Consider the following 17,522-nt stretch of genomic DNA (forward strand, 5'->3'; position numbering starts at 1 on the left):
GTTTTCATTATTTATTTGTAAAATAATTCACATCATCTGGATTAACCCACGTAGGGTCTGTCCACCCCGTTAAATCGTAATCTGCCATACATTGCTCAGCAAACGCGATAAACTCATCAGTTTTACCGCTACCTTGCGCTCCGAACAATGTTTGTAATCGAATATCTTCATGGTTTCCAGCATAATTACGTTCGTATAATTCACTGCGGCCACCATATTCAGTACCAATCGCATCCCAAAGAAGCTTAATTGTTTTAATTTTTTCAAGGGCTTCAATACCATTTGAACCACGGTAAAGCTTATCTAATGTCGGACGGAATTCCTCGTTTAAAAAATCTCTTGCACTAGATGGTTGGACAATTAAATTCCCCGCTACAATCTGTTGAATGATGCCTTTAATCTTTGGCCAACCTTCCTGTAAAAATACGCGATATGCTAATCCACCATTTAAATTCGGAATTACGATGCCGTTTTCTTTTTTCTCAGGATTCAGTGCCATCGCATCGCTTAATGACCAGAACATATGACGCCAAGCTATAATTTCACCAATATGCACCTGTACACCACGGAATTGATCAGTGCCCGCTGTCTTTAATGCCTTCAATAATACGCCAATAATAAAATCTAATTTCACAGCTAAGCGTGTGACACCTTGGAAAGTAAAGCGATTAATGAAACCGCTTTCTACAAAGAATGAAGTTGTCTTTTGCATATCTTCATAAATTAAAATATTTTCCCATGGGATAAGTGCTTGCTCGAATACAAGTACCGCATCATTTTCATCGAAACGGCTACTTAGAGGGTAATCAAATGGGCTCCCCATAACTGCAGACGTCATTTCATACGAAGCACGACTAATAAGCTTCACACCGGGTGCATCCATTGGTGCAATAAAGACAACTGCAAATTTTTTATCTTTAATCGGTAATCCATACGTACCAACAAAATTGTAATTAGTAATAGCTGAACCTGTAGCCACCATCTTTGAACCACTAATAATCAAGCCCTCGTCCGTTTCACGTTCCACTTGGATAAAAACATCCCCTACTTCATGGACATCTTTATGTCGATCAACAGGTGGATTCACAATTGCATGATTGAAAAACCAATTACGTTCTTGTGATTCTTTGTACCAACGCTTTGCATTTTCTTGGTAAGGTGAATAATATTCAGGGTTTCCGCCAAGTGTTGCAAGGAATGAAGCTTTGTAGTCTGGTGTTCGCCCCATCTGCCCATATGTAAGGCGAGCCCAAGCAACAATTGCATCTCGTCCTTTAATTAAATCATCCGCGCTACGTGCTGCTCGGAAATAACTATGGGTATAACCACCACTACCCGTATCCGTTTCACAAGTTAAAATATCTTTGTATTTTGGGTCATGCATGGCATCATATAGACGTGAAATTGATCGTGCTGAATTTCGAAAAGCTGGGTGGGTCGTGACATCCTTTACACGTTCACCATGTAACCAAATTTCCCGACTATCCTTTAAACTCTCTAAATATTCCTGCCCTGTCAAAGGCTTCGTACCTTGCTTTACAACCATTCCCTTCCCTCCTACAATTATTTTTTCTTGTTTGACATGTCTATTTAAATGTAATGCTTTTTGAATTTTTAGATAATTTATAAAAAGTATAGTATTCCGTTCCTTTTCTTTAAAATTTGAAAGAGATATCTGTGAAAAATAAAAAAAAGCCAGCAAATTCGCTGACTTCTCTTACTTTTCATTTTCTAACGCTTTAATTACATAATAGATTTTCAAAGCTAACTGGCATCGGAAACGTACATCTCCTGTCCGCAAATCTTCTTGTAATAAAGACTCGATTTTATCCATTCGATAACGAAAACCAGGAATAGATAAATTCAAAGCCTTCGCTGTTTTATTAACATTCCCACTGTTGTTTAAGAAAACCTCTAACGTATGAACAAGTGTTGCATTATTTTGCTCATCATAACTTAATAGATGACCAAGTACCTCTTCGTAAAACTGTAAAAGCTCACTTGGGTTTGTCGTCTTTAAAAATAGCATAATATGCTGAAAGTTTTCGTAAATAGCAGATTGTGTCTGTCTAGGTGCTGCATATCGTAAAAATTGACAAATCAGTCTTGCCTCGTTGTGACTATTGCCAATTTCCTCTAACTTCTCAGAATTTTTCCCAACACCAATTTGAAATTTAGATTGTTTGAAGCGCTCTTTTAATCGTTTCGTTAATACGCTAACAAAGTCCGACATATATTCGATATTTTTCTCACAATCCTCTAGAATAAGTAGGACCTCTTGATTTTTAATAAAGCACTCCACATTTAAATACTCTGTCATTAAAAAGCTGAGCAATATTTCCGGGTCCTCATGCTCAGTTGTTATGACAATTACACGATTGTTTTTACTCGGATCAAAGTAGAAAATACTACGTGCCTTTTTAATGAGTTCCTCCGGGGAAGATTGATTACTCATGACTTCATCTAAAAAATCAGATTTTCGTTGCCACTGTGATTGAGCAATTTGCATCTGTGTATATAAATATATTGAGAAGACCGTCACAGCGCGTTCAATAATCATTTCCTGCTCGCGCGTTAGATCATTATGACTAAGTATCACTAAAGTCCCCAATTGTTTTTTCATGGTCATAATCCCATATTCATGTCGAAACTCTTTTTTCTTACGACTTCCTTCTATATAAAGTTGCTCATCATCCTTATGCATAAAATAATAGCCAATTGGCTTCATTAAATATCTACGTTCTATCGTTACACTACATTGCAAAGCATCACTTAAAAGATGTAACAGTTGATTCAACGTATAGCCTTCAAGCATGGCATGTGTCATTTGCTTATGGATGGTGTCAGAATGTAGGATCGAATTATTCAACGTTTTTAACTCATTGTACGTAGCATCTAACTCGTCAGCTAAGGACGTTTCTTGAAAATATCGTAATATATCTAGTTGCTCAGCTGTGGCATGCTCCTTTGTTCGAACAACAAATTTACAATAGTCATCGCATTTACCACGACAATTTTCTTCAAATACGACAATCTCCTTTGGATAGGTTTTTGCTAAAAAACCTGCTACATAGCCGATTAATGTCCAACATACACTTTCGTCACTAAAACCAAAATGGCGGACATGCTCCTCCGCCTCGTAAGAATGAAACCACTTACCTTCCATTTCAAATTTATCGTCACTTATTTCCAACACATCAATTTCTACACTAACAACGCCCTCTAATGTATGAATCGCCGCTCCAGCTCTTATCAACTCTTTTAACTCTTTCCAATTGTACATCTTCTCAATAGAGCCACCAGCACTATAACCACATGCCCAACCATAGCGTAATAAAAAGCCTTTTGCTCGCTCCATATTCAACGTTTGAATAATATCACGCCTAAAAAAACCAAGTGCCTCAGCCGATTTTAAGATCATTCGATTCCCATTGAACTTGATGATGCCTGAACGTGGATTAATATCAATTGAATTTTCAAACACTAAACGATTTGCTTTCATCATATACACCCCTATAATCATGAAGTCTTATATATTTTTTCTTACAACAACAAGGCTTGTACATTTTCTCCAAATCGAAATCACTAGATTGAAAGTATTTACTTTTTACTTTTATTTGCAATAATAGTATAAAATATTTTTTCTGATAATTCACTTAATTGTAACAACAAAATGTTTCGACATTTTTCTTCGATAAAATAAAAAAAATGTACTGATCCTTTGATGAATCAGTACATTTCAGACTGTAGACAAACACTATTTTGTTGGTATAAAACTGTAGAGAAAATTAATTGAAAGACACCGTTTAGCATTATTTTACTCCAGAAGTCTATGCAGTGAAGCCTGTCTTGCGTAGTATTTTAATCATAGCTATTATACTATTTTGTTCAGCTTGTCTTCTCACACTAATGATGAGGAACCGTTGATTTTTCACGGAGAGTGGCGACTCCTGCGGGATGAGCTTGAGCTGAAAGCCCCGCAGGAACGTAGTGACGAGGAGATTGAAGCCAAGCCCGCGGAAAGCGCCAACTCGAAGTGAAAATCAACCCTTGTTTATTGATACGCCTTAATTTATATATATCCTTTTGCTTATAGCTTATTTACAAGTTCTAATAATGCAGTTAAAGAATCAACCTCATATGTTGGAGTGACAACGCCATTCGGTACATTATTTTCACGATTTATCCAAACGTTGCGCATACCAACACGGGATGAGCCTAAAATATCAGTATTTAAGTTATCTCCAACCATGATTGCATCATCTGCAGTAATACCTGCTTTCTCCATTACATGTTCGAAAATAGAGGCATCTGGTTTCCCTTTACCAAAGTCTCCAGAGATGATAATATGGTCAAAATATGGCGCGATTTCTGGTGTTATTTCTAGCTTTAAATTTTGTAAACTTGGTGCTCCATTTGTCAGTAATACGAGTTGATACTTTCCTTTCAGCTTATCTAGCACATCAAAAGTATCTTCATATAAGAATGGTGATACTTTTCGCTCTGCGACAAAGCGCTCCCCTAGCTCCGCCCCTAGTTGTGCATCATCAATGCCAAGAGCTGCTAAACCTTTTGTCCATGCTTCTGTACGATAGCCTGGTACGATATTTTTCATTTTTTGGAAAGAATCTGTTGGATCATCAAATGTTCCCCAAAGTCCTTCGAATGGGTTAATGCCGATTAACACCGTATAATCATATGTTTCATAGCCTTCGTAAAGTACACGTGCTTCTTTACGCACAGATTCCTCTAGCTCAGCTGGATTTACATTATGTATAGTTGCTGCATATTCACACGTTTTCTCAAATGCTGTTTTGACGGATTTTTTATCCCATAATAGCGTATCGTCTAAATCAAAAATAATTGTGTTAATTGACATTGTGTCAGCTCCTAGCTTCCTATTAGTATAATTATTTTAGCATATATTCAAAATATTTAGCATAGCGTTTTAGGCTTTTCTCATCCCATAACGTACGGTTGATTTCCGTTGCGGCTGGGCACTTTGTTGCTGTCGCTTCGCTTTCGCGCAGAGCAGAGCTTCCTGGGGGCGTCCGATGAGCCCCAAGGAGTCGCCCAGCCTCCACTCCAATCAACATATTACATGGTATCCATTTTAACAAATGCCATCCGCCACTTTTATTGATTAGCCTAATCCTAGCCTATTCTTCATTCTATAACTATTGATTTTTCTTACGTAATCTATCCATTAAGCTTTGTATTTCGGCCCTTTTCTGCTCAGTTTCTTCTTTTAAAATTTCAATTTGATAGATGCCATCAATTTCTTCAATTAGCACGCGATCACCAACCTGTACTGGTTTATTCATGGCAGACTGTAAAATGATTAACTGTTCCTCTTCCTCTGGGTACTTCAAAAAAACTGCATATCCATCTTCAATACGGTCTAAGGTGTATTTAGTCGAGTTCACTAACGATATCCCCTTTCGCATTACGTAATTGCGCAGCATCCCCATCATTCAGCCAAATCTGTTTCTTTGTCCATTTTAAATAGTTTTGACCGTCTCGTGCATTTGAGCCACTTGTGACATAAATCGTTTTCCCTGGCTGCAATGTCACATTGGGAAAGTTAAAAACTTGATTCCCTTCAATCGATATAAGCTGCCAATCTTTTAAGGACACTGCTTCTTTACCATTATTTTTAATGCCTACAACTTCTTCTATTAAGTCCTTACTAACAATCTCAACACTTGTACTAGTTGTTGCTGGTGCTGAGGCACTTGTTTGTGGTGTTGAGACACTTGGTGGAGACCATTCCTTCGAATTCACGTCATAGTCTACCCCATCTGTTGATACGATAACAGTTCCCGCTTCTGCAGTAGAGTAAATTTCACTGCCAATTGCTTGTAATCGCTCAACTACTTCAGCATGAGGATGACCGTACTTATTGCCCTCTCCATAGCTTAAAATTGTCACTTCAGGATGTACTTTCTGAATGAACTCCGCAGAGCTACTCGTGTTAGAGCCATGATGACCTGCCTTTAAGATCGTTGCTTTCACATCGTCCTGCATCATCTCTTTTTCTAACGCTACTCCCGCGTCGGCTGTTAATAAAAATGATACATTACCATAAGCAAGCTTTAAGACAATGGAAGCATCATTATTATCTGTTGCATTTTCATTGGCGTTTAACACCTTCACATTAATATCATCATCAAACGCTATACTATCACCTGTTTTTGGAACATTATAAGGAATATTCTTCGTATCAATAAGTGTCAGCATCTCTTCAAAGGTTTGAGATGTATGTACCTTCCCTGAATCATAAAATTGTCCGATATCTATCGAATTTAACACAGGAATTAAACCACCAATATGGTCTGCATCAGGATGGGTAGCGACCACTATATCGAGCTTGTTCACGCCAAGCTCCTTCAAATAAGAAACAACCTTTTGACCAGCACCTTTAACGCCCCCATCAACAAGCATTGTCTTGCCGATTGGTGATTCAATAAAAATCGAATCTCCTTGTCCTACATCAATAAAATGTACACGCATTTCATGTCCTGCAGTGACGGATACTTTCTCCGTATTTAATGTCTCCGTACAGCCTGCTAATAAAAAAATACAAAGGAGCACTACTATTAATTTTTTCATTTACTAACTTCCTTTCTATTTTTCTATTATACAAAAAAGAGAGCTACCCATGGGCTGCTCTCTATGTCTAATCAATTATGCCTCGGCACAATTGCGTTCAGATTCGGTTTTGTACTTGCACATTGAGATACCCGCTGAAAATTAATTTAAAATCTGATTCATCTCACCACCTAAAGAGATGGGAGATTTCTATATCTGTCGCTTTTGCTTTCGTTATATAAAAAATTGCTGAAAGAAGTTAAACTAAAATCCACCATAAGATCATTGTTACGACAATAGTGACTAGCCCTTGTAGTAAGGTTGCAACTGTTTGCGCTTTGTATGCTTGTGTCACTTCCATTCCGCTATACTGTGTAATCACCCAGAAGAAACTATCATTGACATGGCTAACTGTCATTGCCCCAACACCTATCGCCATGACTACTAATGCTAACGGTATCGCTCCTCCAATTCCAAGTGTGGCTAGCATTGGTGCTACAAGTGTAGATGTAATAACAAGTGCTGTCGTTGAAGACCCCTGAGCTGTTTTCAATGCTGCTGCTACGATAAATGGCACAATGAGGAATAGGCTTCCTGAAGCAAACATGCCTAAATCCATTTCTTGCAGCATTTCACCAACACCAGCATTTTTTATTACTGTACCAAATGAACCACCTGCTCCAGTAATTAATAAAATAGGAGCTGCTTCTTTTAAACTTTCACCAATCCAACCAGTTAACGTATTTTCACTAATTTCTGGTAATAACAAAGATGCTGCTAAGACACCTAAAAATAAAGCAACTGTTGGAGATCCTAGAAATCTGAAAATCGCATTTAATGTTGATTCTGGATCACCAACTAATGCAGCAATCGAACCAATACCAATTAATACGATAGGTAGTACAATAGGTAAAAATGCTTTAAACGTTGATGGCATTTTACCAAAAGATTTTATGACTTCCTCATAATCTAATGCTTCTACTTCATCTTCTGGTACGCGAATTTTTGTCGCTACTTTCACCGACCATAAATACCCTACAAATGTTGCTGGAATCGCTACTATCAACCCGATAACAATAACTGTTCCTAAATAATCTGATGCACCGATATTTCCAGCTGCTGCAATTGGCCCTGGTGTTGGCGGTACTAATACATGAGTAGCGAAAAGCCCTGTCGCTAAAGCTACAGCCATCGAGGCAATTGTTACATTAGCACGCTTAGCTAAAGATTTCTGTAAGCTCGATAAAATAATAAAGCCTGAATCACAAAAGACTGGGATAGAGACGATATAACCGATTAATGACATTGCTAATTGAGGACGCTTTGGACCAACAACTCGTAATACCACTTCTGCCATTCGATAAGCGGCCCCTGATTTTTCTAATATTAAACCAATTATTGTACCTGCTATAATAACTAAACCGATGCTTGTCATTAACCCACCAAAGCCGGTGTTAATGCTTTCAACCACTGTTAATAAAGGCATACCCGAAACAATTCCAACAAAGAATGCGCTTATTAATAATGCCAAAAATGGATGAAGCTTTAACTTTGCTGTTCCAAATACAACAAACAATACCCCTATTAAAATAATGATGAACAACATTTACTCATCCCCCATTTGTACGTAATACTCAAATATCCTTTTTGTTTTTAGACGAATAAATTCATAAGGCTTTTGCATTGCCTGCTGAACACTAATCTTCTCATCTACTAATGACTCAACAACATTAAAGTAGTTTAGTAGCGCAGGTTTATCAATTTCATCAATAGCCCCTGACAACAAAATAGCCTGTGCATTTGCTAATTTTGCTACCTTCGCTACCCCTAAAGGCGCCTTTCCATGCAATGTTTGACAATCTGATTTGCCTTCACCTGTAATAACAAACCCAGCACCTTCTAAATGTTTTTTTAGCTGCACTGCATCAATTACAATATCAATACCCGCATGAAAACTACCGTTTAAAAAGGCTACTAATGCACCTCCCATTCCCCCTGCCGCACCCGCCCCTTTGAAGTCATGTAGTCGAATGCAAAACTGTTTTTCAATAATATCTGCAAACCGCTTTAGACAGCTATCAAAATAAGCTATTTGATGCTCCTTCACACCTTTTTGAGGTCCAAAAATAGCCGTTGCCCCACGATCTCCAATTAGTGGATTGTCTACATCACATGCAATAATAAATTGCGTTTCATTCAATCGAGCATCTAGCTGACTAGCATCAATTAAAGCTAAATCTAATAGTGATGACACCCCCTCGGAAATTAAAGTGCCGTCTTCTTTTTTTAATTGGAGTCCAAGTGCCTTTAACATACCTACACCAGCATCATTTGTAGCACTGCCGCCAATTCCGATAATAAACTTTCTAAATCCTGCATCAAGAGCAGCCTTTATAAGCTGTCCCGTTCCATATGTTGATGCAAGTTCAGGATTTTTTTCGTTGTCCTGTAACAGCATAATACCGGATGCTTGAGCCATTTCAATTACACATGTTTCATTATCACCAAGTACACCATATCTTGCTTCAATCTCTCTCCCCAATGGGTCAAGTACATATTGTGAAATATATCGACCATCCGTTGAGGCGATAAGTGATACTAGTGTACCTTCTCCACCGTCTGCAACGGGGAGAATAATTGTTTCAATCGATTGATCAACGTCCATGATTCCTGCCTGCATTGCATTAGCCACCTCGATGGCCGATAAAGTGCCCTTATAGGAATCTGGACTAATAACGACTTTCATTTTATACCTCCATAGTTCTTTCTGTAACACAATTAAGTTAAGCGCTTACATTTATTATAATGACAATAAATTCAGAAAACATTATAATGAATGTATAAATTAGCTGTAATATAACAGATGTTTATTATGCGAGGTGTATAAACATATTAACGAAAAAATTAGCAGAAGATATCGTACATCAAACAATGTTACGATTACGTCGCAACATTAATGTCATTAGTCCAACCGGTGTCATTTTAGCTTCTGGCGATAAAATGAGAGTTGAGAATATTCATGAAGGCGCACTCTATGTTGCCAAAAACAAGGAGACGCTTATTATTAATGAGGACAATATAGACCAGTATCCAAACACTAGGCCTGGCATTAATATGCCTATCATGTATCAGGATGATGTCATTGGTGTTATTGGGATTACAGGGGATTCTGAGGACATACTAGAAATCGCCAACCTTGTCCAATTAACGACAGAAATCATGGCACATCAAGCCATTATCGAATCAAAAAGTGAATGGCATAGAAAAAATAATGACTACATATTTGAAGCACTAGTTCATGGTAGCAAGCTAGATGCGGCATTACAGGAACGGATCCATAAGCTGCCATTTCCACTAGTAGCACCTTTTCAAATCCTACTAGTAAGCTTAGATGAACCCTTATACACAGAGAATAGCATCCCTTTCTTTCTAGAAGATCTATTTTATAAGCAGCCTATACTTTCAGGTTATAGTCAGCTACATGAATACTATATTCTGTTAACAAGTTGTGAGGACAATACACAGCAGCAAATAATGAAGGCATTGCGAAAAAAGCAACAAAAACTACATTCCTTACAAATCGGAGTTGGTCCAACCGTCCAACATTTATCTCAGTTACCTCATAGCTATCATGGTGCTAAAACGGCACTAAAGTTTGCCTTGATTAATAAAGAAATCACTTATTTTGAAGATATAGAGTTATTCTCTCTTTTTAAAAATCAAGATTCGGAGGCGATTCGAGCATTCCATCAACGTGTTCTCAAAAGCATGAATGCAAAGCAACTTGAAACATTACAAGCTTTTTTTAATTGTAATTTACAGCTTAAGCTCTGCTCCCAACAGTTAAATATTCATCGCCATACGCTCACCTATAGACTAAATAAAATTAGAGAGCTAACAGGCTACGATCCTCAATATTTTGAAGATGCTGTTATATTAAAAATGGCGTGTGATTTAAGAAAATTATAACGAGATTTTATCGGAATGTTTTTTAATTTTATCGGAACATTTTGTGGTTTTATCTTTATCGAAACATTATCGCGATTTATCGGAATAAAAGAGGCAATCTGAACACCACGTCAGATTGCCATCATTTTTTATGCCTTATATAATTCGTCTAAAAACTCTATTTTTTTACCAATTGCCTCTTCAAATGTCATGATGTAGGCAGCAGGATCTTTTGGATTGTGGAACTGCGTAATCTTCCCTGTTTCAGGATGTACAAATTTAGAGGATGCTCCGCAGCCAATCCCTAATATTGTCTGTACTTCTTCCATTATGACAATATTATAGATACTTTCTTCACCAGCTTTACTGTAGCCGACATTTTCTAAATTACCTAAAATGTTTTTTTGACGATATAAATAGTATGGTACATAATCATTTTCCTTCGTCCATACTTGTGCCATATGCATCATTTGTGCAACAGTATCACGGTCTGCTACCTTGTACTTATCCTTATTACGTGTCATTTCCGATGCACGTTTAAATGATAATGTGTGAACTGTTAGCGATTCTGGCTGCATTTTTGCAGATTCATCTAATGAATGCTGGAACTCTTCAATTCCTTCATTCGGTAAACCAATAATTAAATCCATATTAATGTTATTCATGCCTGATTCACGTGCTAACCAAAACTTATCAATTGTTTCCTGTACCGTATGATGACGACCAATTGCTTTAAGTGTTTCATCTGTATACGATTGTGGATTAACACTTATACGGTCAATGCCCCATTTTTTTAACACGTCTAGTTTTTCAGGTGTAATCGTATCAGGTCTGCCCGCTTCAACAGTTACTTCACGGATTGTTTCAGAATGCGGGAAGGACTCATGCATCGTTTGATACAATGCATCCATTTCATGGGCCTCAATAGATGTCGGTGTACCACCACCCCAATAAATGGACGTGATTTTCATATTATTTTCCTTCAGCCATTTCCCCATTTCACGTAATTCAATATGCAGCCCATCTAAAAATGTAGCAACACGCCCTTGTTTTCGATTGCTGCCAATCGCATAGGCTGGGAACGTGCAATAGGCACATTTAGTCGGGCAGAAAGGAATGCCTATATAAATGCTTATTTCTTTACCGATTTCATCTATATCAGGAATCGTCACTAACTGACGAGCCACTATTTCTTTTAGTAGCGCTACCTTTTCTTCTGACAGACGGAAATCACGAATAAGAATATCTGCAATTTCTTCCTCACTCTTCCCGGCTTTTCGGAATTTATGGTAAAGCTTAGTTGGACGCACACCCGTTAAAATTCCCCATTGCTGATGCATTCCAGTATGTTGCTCTAATACATCTAAAAATACGTGAGACAAAGCACGCTTCATACGAATATTTAGCTCACGTCCTTCAGCCTCAGTTTCATATTGAATACGGTAATCATTCGTATAACGCTTACTTTCTACTTCTAAAACGGCTTTTGTAGATATTGAGAAATCAACCCCTACGTTATATTCGAATGACACTGTCATATCTGTTCCTTCAGACTCTACTCTTAACTTAGAATCCTCAAAAAATAAATTCGCAATATGATTTAATACGCGAATCCAATCTTCAGGATATTTTTGATCTATGTGAATAATTTTCATTTTCTTCGCTCTTTTCTCTCAAAATTACAGTACCAATAGTTTAACAAATTTTTATAACGTTAAGCAAAGCCAGAAATAATAACAGAACATTCTGTCTAATGATACAAAAAATCCATTTTGAAAAAATTAATCAAAATGGATTCTTATCTTTTAATTATCTATAGCCGCATTTGTTTTGAATTTTTCTTCTTTTAGTTTAAGAATTTTTCTTAATTCCATACTTACTTTCTCCAAGCCTTCCATATCGGGTATAAAATAAGAAACTTTACCGATATACTGATCTTCTCCTTTTATTTCTAACGTTTTCGTAGTTATGTTTTTGGAATTCAAATATTGCTTTTGGAGTGCGTAAATTTCATTAGTGTTTAAATCTGTTTCTACGTTTTTTCCTAAAATATCTGCTATTTGACCAATTTTGAATATTGTATTCGTCGATTTTGCTTGATTAATCGTTTCAGTCAAAAATTGTCTTTGTCTCTCTTCGCGTGAGTATGAAGCATTAACAGGTCTATATCTCATTCTTACAAATGCAAGTGCCTCTTCCCCATTTAAATGTGCCTCTCCTTTATGAAATTCTATCCTTTGTTTTCTATCGTAAATATTATCTTCCCAGAAATCCTCTTTTACATCTATTGTAACTCCACCTAAAGCATCGACAATATCTCTAAAGCCATCAAAGTTTACTGCAATAAAGTTATCTATCGGTATATTAAGGAATTTTTCAACTGTCTCTAATTGCAGTTTAATTGCCCCATAGCCTGTAATTGATCCGTAATTATAAGCGGCATTGATTTTATGTATACCTGTATATTCCCCAGCATTCTCTATTTTAACTCTTGCATCCCGAGGTACTGTAATTAAGTTTATTTCAGATTTATCCGGATCCAAAGTAATGACCATTTGAGTGTCCGCTCGACCATCCTTCTCCTTACTTGAATAATTTTCAACACCTAATAATAGAATTGAGATTGGATCTTTCGTAAAGGAAACATCCTCTTCCCTAAGTTCTGATTTATTTCCTGCTCTATTTAAATCAACCTTTGAACTATCATAGGCATTTTTAAATTTAACAAACGCATAAGCTCCGTAACTAGTGACGGTTAATAGTGAAATTACAATTACTAGGAAGGTTATTTTTATAACTTTATTTTTAGGTTTCGCTTTTTTAGAGCTTCTTGTTTTTCTTTCCAAATTAAATCCTCTCTTCTATTTGAATTCCTGAAGTAAAGTCATTCTCTCCGTTAATTAAGACGCTGTTTGTCCTTTCAAGTTTCCTATAATGAATATTTTTGGAAATTAAATTCTAAAAATCCCCATAAAGGTAAATCTACCTTTATGGGGATTTTTTAAAATTATTTTAAGTATTCCTCTACAAATTCAACTGGTACATATGTTTTATTACCTCCTAACAAAGCAGGGGCTTCATTAAGTGAGCGTAATGCTTTGTTATAACCAAACATTTTTTCTCCACGAGTAATTGTGTAAGATAAATTGCCTTTAGATACAATTGCACCTTTACCTGTTGAATCCACTGTATAACCAAGCTTTTCGGCAATCAAACGCAACGGAACCATCTTTGTTCCATCAACTTCATAATAATCTGTCGCGATTATTTCTGCTATTTCTGCATCTATAGTATTTTCTGTTGTATTTCCTGATTCGTCATCAAGAACAATTACTTTAGAAGGGGTTGTTTGAGCGGGGATACTTTTTGTTGAAGCTGTATAAAAAACTACTAAGTTCTTCTCTACTAAATCTTTAGCTGCAACTTTCTCTCCCTTCGTATTTAAAAGCTCCGTGTTTTCACCAATGCTTAATTTTAACATATCATAAGTATTTGTTAGGTTTTCAAAGAAGTAATCAACTTCAACAAATCCAGCTTCTTTAGTTTCAATAATGACAACTTCGGGATTGAATTGTGGTGGATAAATTAATTTTTGTGGCTTGTTCGCAAATGTATAAGCTACTATTTTATCCCCTTCTTTAAGATCCACTTTTTTACCTGTATTATCGAAAACAAGTGTATCTTTTGTTATCTCTAAAATGTTCGTTTGATCGCCATCTTTCACTGTGAAATATGTAATTTTTTCACTAGAATTGACTTTTTCAACTGTTCCATAAGTAGTATTAAAAATGTGAACAGGATCAATTTGAATTTGTGGTAGTTGTTGTTCCGTCTTTGTCGGATTATCTTTTGCCGAAGCGACTGGCATTACTACACTTCCAAATAATAATGCTGTCATTGCTACAGGTGCAAATTTTTTCATGTTCATAAAATCTCTCCTTATTATTAGGTTCATAGTAGTAGTAGTTTTAGAATGGTAAAAGTTTCATTAAAAGCAGGAAAATTTGTGACGAAAGCCATTTATTGGTAAATATCTATTATAATTAGCAATAACGAATGCAACGTAGCGACAGCAACAGTTGTTTTTTGTGCGAAAGCGTAGTGCAACGTAGCGGCAGCAACAGTTGTTTTTTGTGCGAAGTGGTAAGATCCTTGATCATGAATTTTCACATAAGAAAAGTGCGAGAAATCAATGTTTCGAAAATTGATTTCTCGCACTTTTTAAAGTTTTGACTAGTTTTGTCCTAGCCACTTTTCTTTTGGAGTATCTAATACCTACTCCTTTACCATTTCCCTTAATCCTGTAATATCGATACCGTTTAATGCTTGAGTTGCAAGACGATCGGCTTCAGAATTTTCTTTACGTGATATAAGCTTGTACTCTGGCTGGATACTGAGCTTCTCTAGCTTTGCATCAATTTTATCTGCCCAGCTAGATAAATTCTTTTCAAGTGCTGGCCATTCTCCGCTTAATTGATTGATAACAACTTGGGAATCACCTGTGAAGCAAACGGGCAAATGGTGAACATTCAATAGCTCAAGCTCGACTAATCCCAAATATAGCGCTGCGTATTCTGCCTCATTGTTGGATTTAAGCTCGGACGAAAAAGAATTTTGTCGCAATCGATATGGCTTGCCATTTTGCTCATAATAAACCACACAGCCTAGTCCTGATTGATTTGTTGCACGATCAAAGCCCCCATCAAAATAGACTGTAATATTGTGTGGCTCAGTGTCAATTTCCTTTAAATATGCCTTGAGTTCCTTTAAAGACCAGTTTGTATCCTGTCGATCGACACAATGCAGTGATTTTACTCTCCCTGTTCGCTCCATGTCCTCCGCAAGTAGTAATGCTTGGGCTGCTGGCATTTCTTCTGAACGTAAAACAGTTTCCGCATCTTTTTTCGCTTTATAGGTCCATTCAATGATTACATGCATAATAAAACCTCCAATAGATATTGAGCCATAAATTGAAAACGTGCTCCTGCTTGCGGAAACACGTTTTTCTTCTTACTTGTTATATGTGCAACTATTAGTATTTTTATGCCTAAGAAAGCTTTTTGATCAGATCGACGATAGCATCTGTTTTTTCAGAACTCTCGTTTGCGACGTTAGAACTTGTTGTTATGCTGCTTGGTCGTTGAACATCGCCGCTAAATGATGCTTTTCCGCCGCCTGGATGCTGATCTCCGCCGCTTTGATGTTTTTCTTCGCTGTTAAAATTCTTCATACAATGCTTGAATAGGTTTTATTAAAATGCGGTTTACCTCTTCAATGATCTTACTTAGCTTCATTTCTGCCTCAAGCATTGCAGAAATTTTTGCATTTTGCTGTGCAAGCTGTGCTGCTTTTTGCGCGTATACAAGTTCATCTTCCAAAATATCTTCGCCAGTTAACTGCTTTTTCTGTAGGTCAATTTGAACCTTACGGAAATTTTTGAATAAATTTACTGCCTCTTCATCTTCCTTAACAGCTGTCACTGCTTCTTTTAACACTTCAAATTCAGGTGTTTTACGTAAAGCTGCCTCTAACGCATTAATTTCATTATAAATATTAATCATAAACATAATTCTCCTTTTTAAATAAAGTAAACAATTAACCCTTGCACAATCCCAATCAATCCACCAAGAACTGCACCAAGTACTGTAATCATTTTAAACTCACGCTTTGAAATACCTAGTACAAGTTCCTCTAATTTCTCTACAGGGAAAGAATCAACCTGCTCACGTACTACTTCTTGTAAATTTAAGCGTTTCAACACATCTTCTAATTTCTCTTCAGCTTTTACAAAAGCTTTTTCAATGGCTTGTGGAATCACAGTTTCCTTCATCCATGAATTACCTTCTGGCCAGTAATGCGAAATCGGATAATTCAAGCGCTCTTCAAGTGCTAATTGTTCTTTTACGTAAGTTTGCAACTTCGATAATATTTGTTCAAAATGAATATCCTGTAAGAAATCCATTGCTGGGCGATCTTTTAATTTCTCTAATTCCTGAGTAAAAATTTTCGTTAATAATGCTGATGTTCCTGGTTTCTGTAAAAATTTTATAAGCTCACGCTGAACCTTTGACATGAGCGACGAAGAATCACCTAAAAACATATTAATCATTCCACCAAGTGATCCTTTTGACGATAAGAAGTCATCAATCATCGCCTTAATTGTCAGTTCGCCTTCAGGTGATAAAAAATAATCCTCACCTTTTTCTAAAATATGATCAACCGCTACTGGAATCTTTGCATCAATTGTATTTTGAATATCTGCTGATAATAGTGTACGAATTGATTTCGTTGATAGTGTATTCTTAACTGATTCAAATTGTCCCTCAACAATTGCTTCTACCTTCTGTTCAATTGTTGCTGGCATATTGGAAAATCCAGCTAATGATAGCCAATCCTGAATTGTTTTATCATTTGTAAAAATCGTTTCTTCTACCTTTGCTTGTACAAACTGTTCTACCTTGTCCTGAATATCCTTTGAGAAAAACTTCTTTCTAAAAGTTTCAGGTGTTAATAAATAATTCACAACCGTTAGCCCAAGTTGCTTTGCTAATTCGTCACGTCGTTTCGGAATAAGACCTGGTGTAAAAGGCACTCGCCAATTTTTAATATATATGGCATTATGTGGTCGGAAAAGCATTTTAATAGCTAGGTGATTCGTTATACCACCGATTGCAGCACCGATAACTGCCATAAATATTAATGTCACTATAAAATTATCCATTAGTATCCTCTCATTTCAATTGTATTCACTATTGGCGTAATTTGTCGCCTAATGCACTAATTATAGCAGAGCAATGATTTTCTACGAAAGAAATACCCTCTATTAGATTAACTATTTTTATCCATCTTTATTAATTTTGAAATACTAATTTCCGCTACGAGCTACTCGCTTTAATGCGCGATTCGAGTAGTATAAGCAAAATATCAACAAAAAATCCTTTTTCAGCTCATTACGATAGGAATGAGATTTGGAGTTGCAAAAT

14 protein-coding genes are annotated in these 17,522 nt (G+C 36.6%); 1 reads left to right on the forward strand and 13 read right to left on the reverse strand.

The genetic code is table 11. From position 1 onward, the window contains the following. Positions 1 to 7: 7 nt before the first annotated feature. From ACQKOG_RS09655 to ACQKOG_RS09685, 7 genes are all read right to left on the reverse strand, one after another. The gene (locus tag ACQKOG_RS09655) at positions 8 to 1,546 is read right to left on the reverse strand and encodes a 4-hydroxyphenylacetate 3-hydroxylase N-terminal domain-containing protein (RefSeq protein ID WP_427446184.1); all 1,539 of its coding nucleotides are present in this window, start codon (positions 1,544 to 1,546) and stop codon (positions 8 to 10) included. Between the two features lie 171 nt (positions 1,547 to 1,717). Next, the gene (locus tag ACQKOG_RS09660) at positions 1,718 to 3,502 is read right to left on the reverse strand and encodes a XylR N-terminal domain-containing protein (protein ID WP_427446186.1); all 1,785 of its coding nucleotides are present in this window, start codon (positions 3,500 to 3,502) and stop codon (positions 1,718 to 1,720) included. A 588-nt stretch (positions 3,503 to 4,090) separates the two neighbouring features. After that, positions 4,091 to 4,879, reverse strand: coding sequence for an HAD family hydrolase (locus ACQKOG_RS09665; protein WP_370080943.1), 789 nt, complete (start codon positions 4,877 to 4,879; stop codon positions 4,091 to 4,093). Positions 4,880 to 5,177: 298 nt separating this feature from the next. After that, on the reverse strand, positions 5,178 to 5,426 hold the full coding sequence (locus tag ACQKOG_RS09670; protein ID WP_370080945.1) for a DUF3006 domain-containing protein: 249 nt from the start codon (positions 5,424 to 5,426) through the stop codon (positions 5,178 to 5,180). After that, entirely contained in the window at positions 5,413 to 6,612 is a 1,200-nt protein-coding gene (locus tag ACQKOG_RS09675) for an MBL fold metallo-hydrolase (protein ID WP_427446189.1), read from the reverse strand. Before ACQKOG_RS09675 ends, ACQKOG_RS09670 begins: the two co-directional genes overlap by 14 nt. 238 nt (positions 6,613 to 6,850) lie before the next feature. Next, complete coding sequence (locus tag ACQKOG_RS09680; RefSeq protein WP_427446191.1) at positions 6,851 to 8,197, reverse strand: GntP family permease; 1,347 nt, start codon at positions 8,195 to 8,197, stop codon at positions 6,851 to 6,853. Further along, positions 8,198 to 9,337, reverse strand: coding sequence for a glycerate kinase (locus tag ACQKOG_RS09685; RefSeq protein WP_370080951.1), 1,140 nt, complete (start codon positions 9,335 to 9,337; stop codon positions 8,198 to 8,200). Between the two features lie 143 nt (positions 9,338 to 9,480). On the opposite strand from ACQKOG_RS09685, the gene ACQKOG_RS09690 reads away from it, so the two are divergent. Further along, complete coding sequence (locus tag ACQKOG_RS09690; RefSeq protein ID WP_427446228.1) at positions 9,481 to 10,560, forward strand: CdaR family transcriptional regulator; 1,080 nt, start codon at positions 9,481 to 9,483, stop codon at positions 10,558 to 10,560. Positions 10,561 to 10,688: 128 nt separating this feature from the next. Here the strand turns inward: ACQKOG_RS09690 and ACQKOG_RS09695 are convergent, their stop codons facing one another. The 6 genes from ACQKOG_RS09695 to ACQKOG_RS09720 all read right to left on the reverse strand — a co-directional run bounded on the left by ACQKOG_RS09695 (position 10,689) and on the right by ACQKOG_RS09720 (position 17,260). Next, a complete protein-coding gene (locus ACQKOG_RS09695; protein WP_402870915.1) occupies positions 10,689 to 12,194 on the reverse strand; it encodes a coproporphyrinogen III oxidase in 1,506 nt (501 codons plus the stop codon). A gap of 150 nt (positions 12,195 to 12,344) precedes the next feature. Then, a complete protein-coding gene (locus ACQKOG_RS09700) occupies positions 12,345 to 13,385 on the reverse strand; it encodes an LCP family protein (RefSeq protein WP_370080954.1) in 1,041 nt (346 codons plus the stop codon). Between the two features lie 161 nt (positions 13,386 to 13,546). After that, on the reverse strand, positions 13,547 to 14,467 hold the full coding sequence (locus tag ACQKOG_RS09705; protein ID WP_427446194.1) for a stalk domain-containing protein: 921 nt from the start codon (positions 14,465 to 14,467) through the stop codon (positions 13,547 to 13,549). A 347-nt stretch (positions 14,468 to 14,814) separates the two neighbouring features. After that, complete coding sequence (locus ACQKOG_RS09710) at positions 14,815 to 15,477, reverse strand: ribonuclease H family protein (protein WP_427446196.1); 663 nt, start codon at positions 15,475 to 15,477, stop codon at positions 14,815 to 14,817. 278 nt (positions 15,478 to 15,755) lie between these two features. Continuing rightward, positions 15,756 to 16,100: a YlbF family regulator gene (locus tag ACQKOG_RS09715; protein ID WP_370080960.1), complete on the reverse strand. Its 345-nt coding sequence runs from the start codon at positions 16,098 to 16,100 to the stop codon at positions 15,756 to 15,758. A gap of 17 nt (positions 16,101 to 16,117) precedes the next feature. Next, complete coding sequence (locus ACQKOG_RS09720) at positions 16,118 to 17,260, reverse strand: DUF445 domain-containing protein (RefSeq protein ID WP_370080962.1); 1,143 nt, start codon at positions 17,258 to 17,260, stop codon at positions 16,118 to 16,120. Between the last annotated feature and the right edge of the window lie 262 nt (positions 17,261 to 17,522).

It is taken from the genome of Lysinibacillus sp. NPDC093216, from assembly GCF_050280325.1.
Classification (GTDB): Bacteria; Bacillota; Bacilli; order Bacillales_A; family Planococcaceae; genus Lysinibacillus.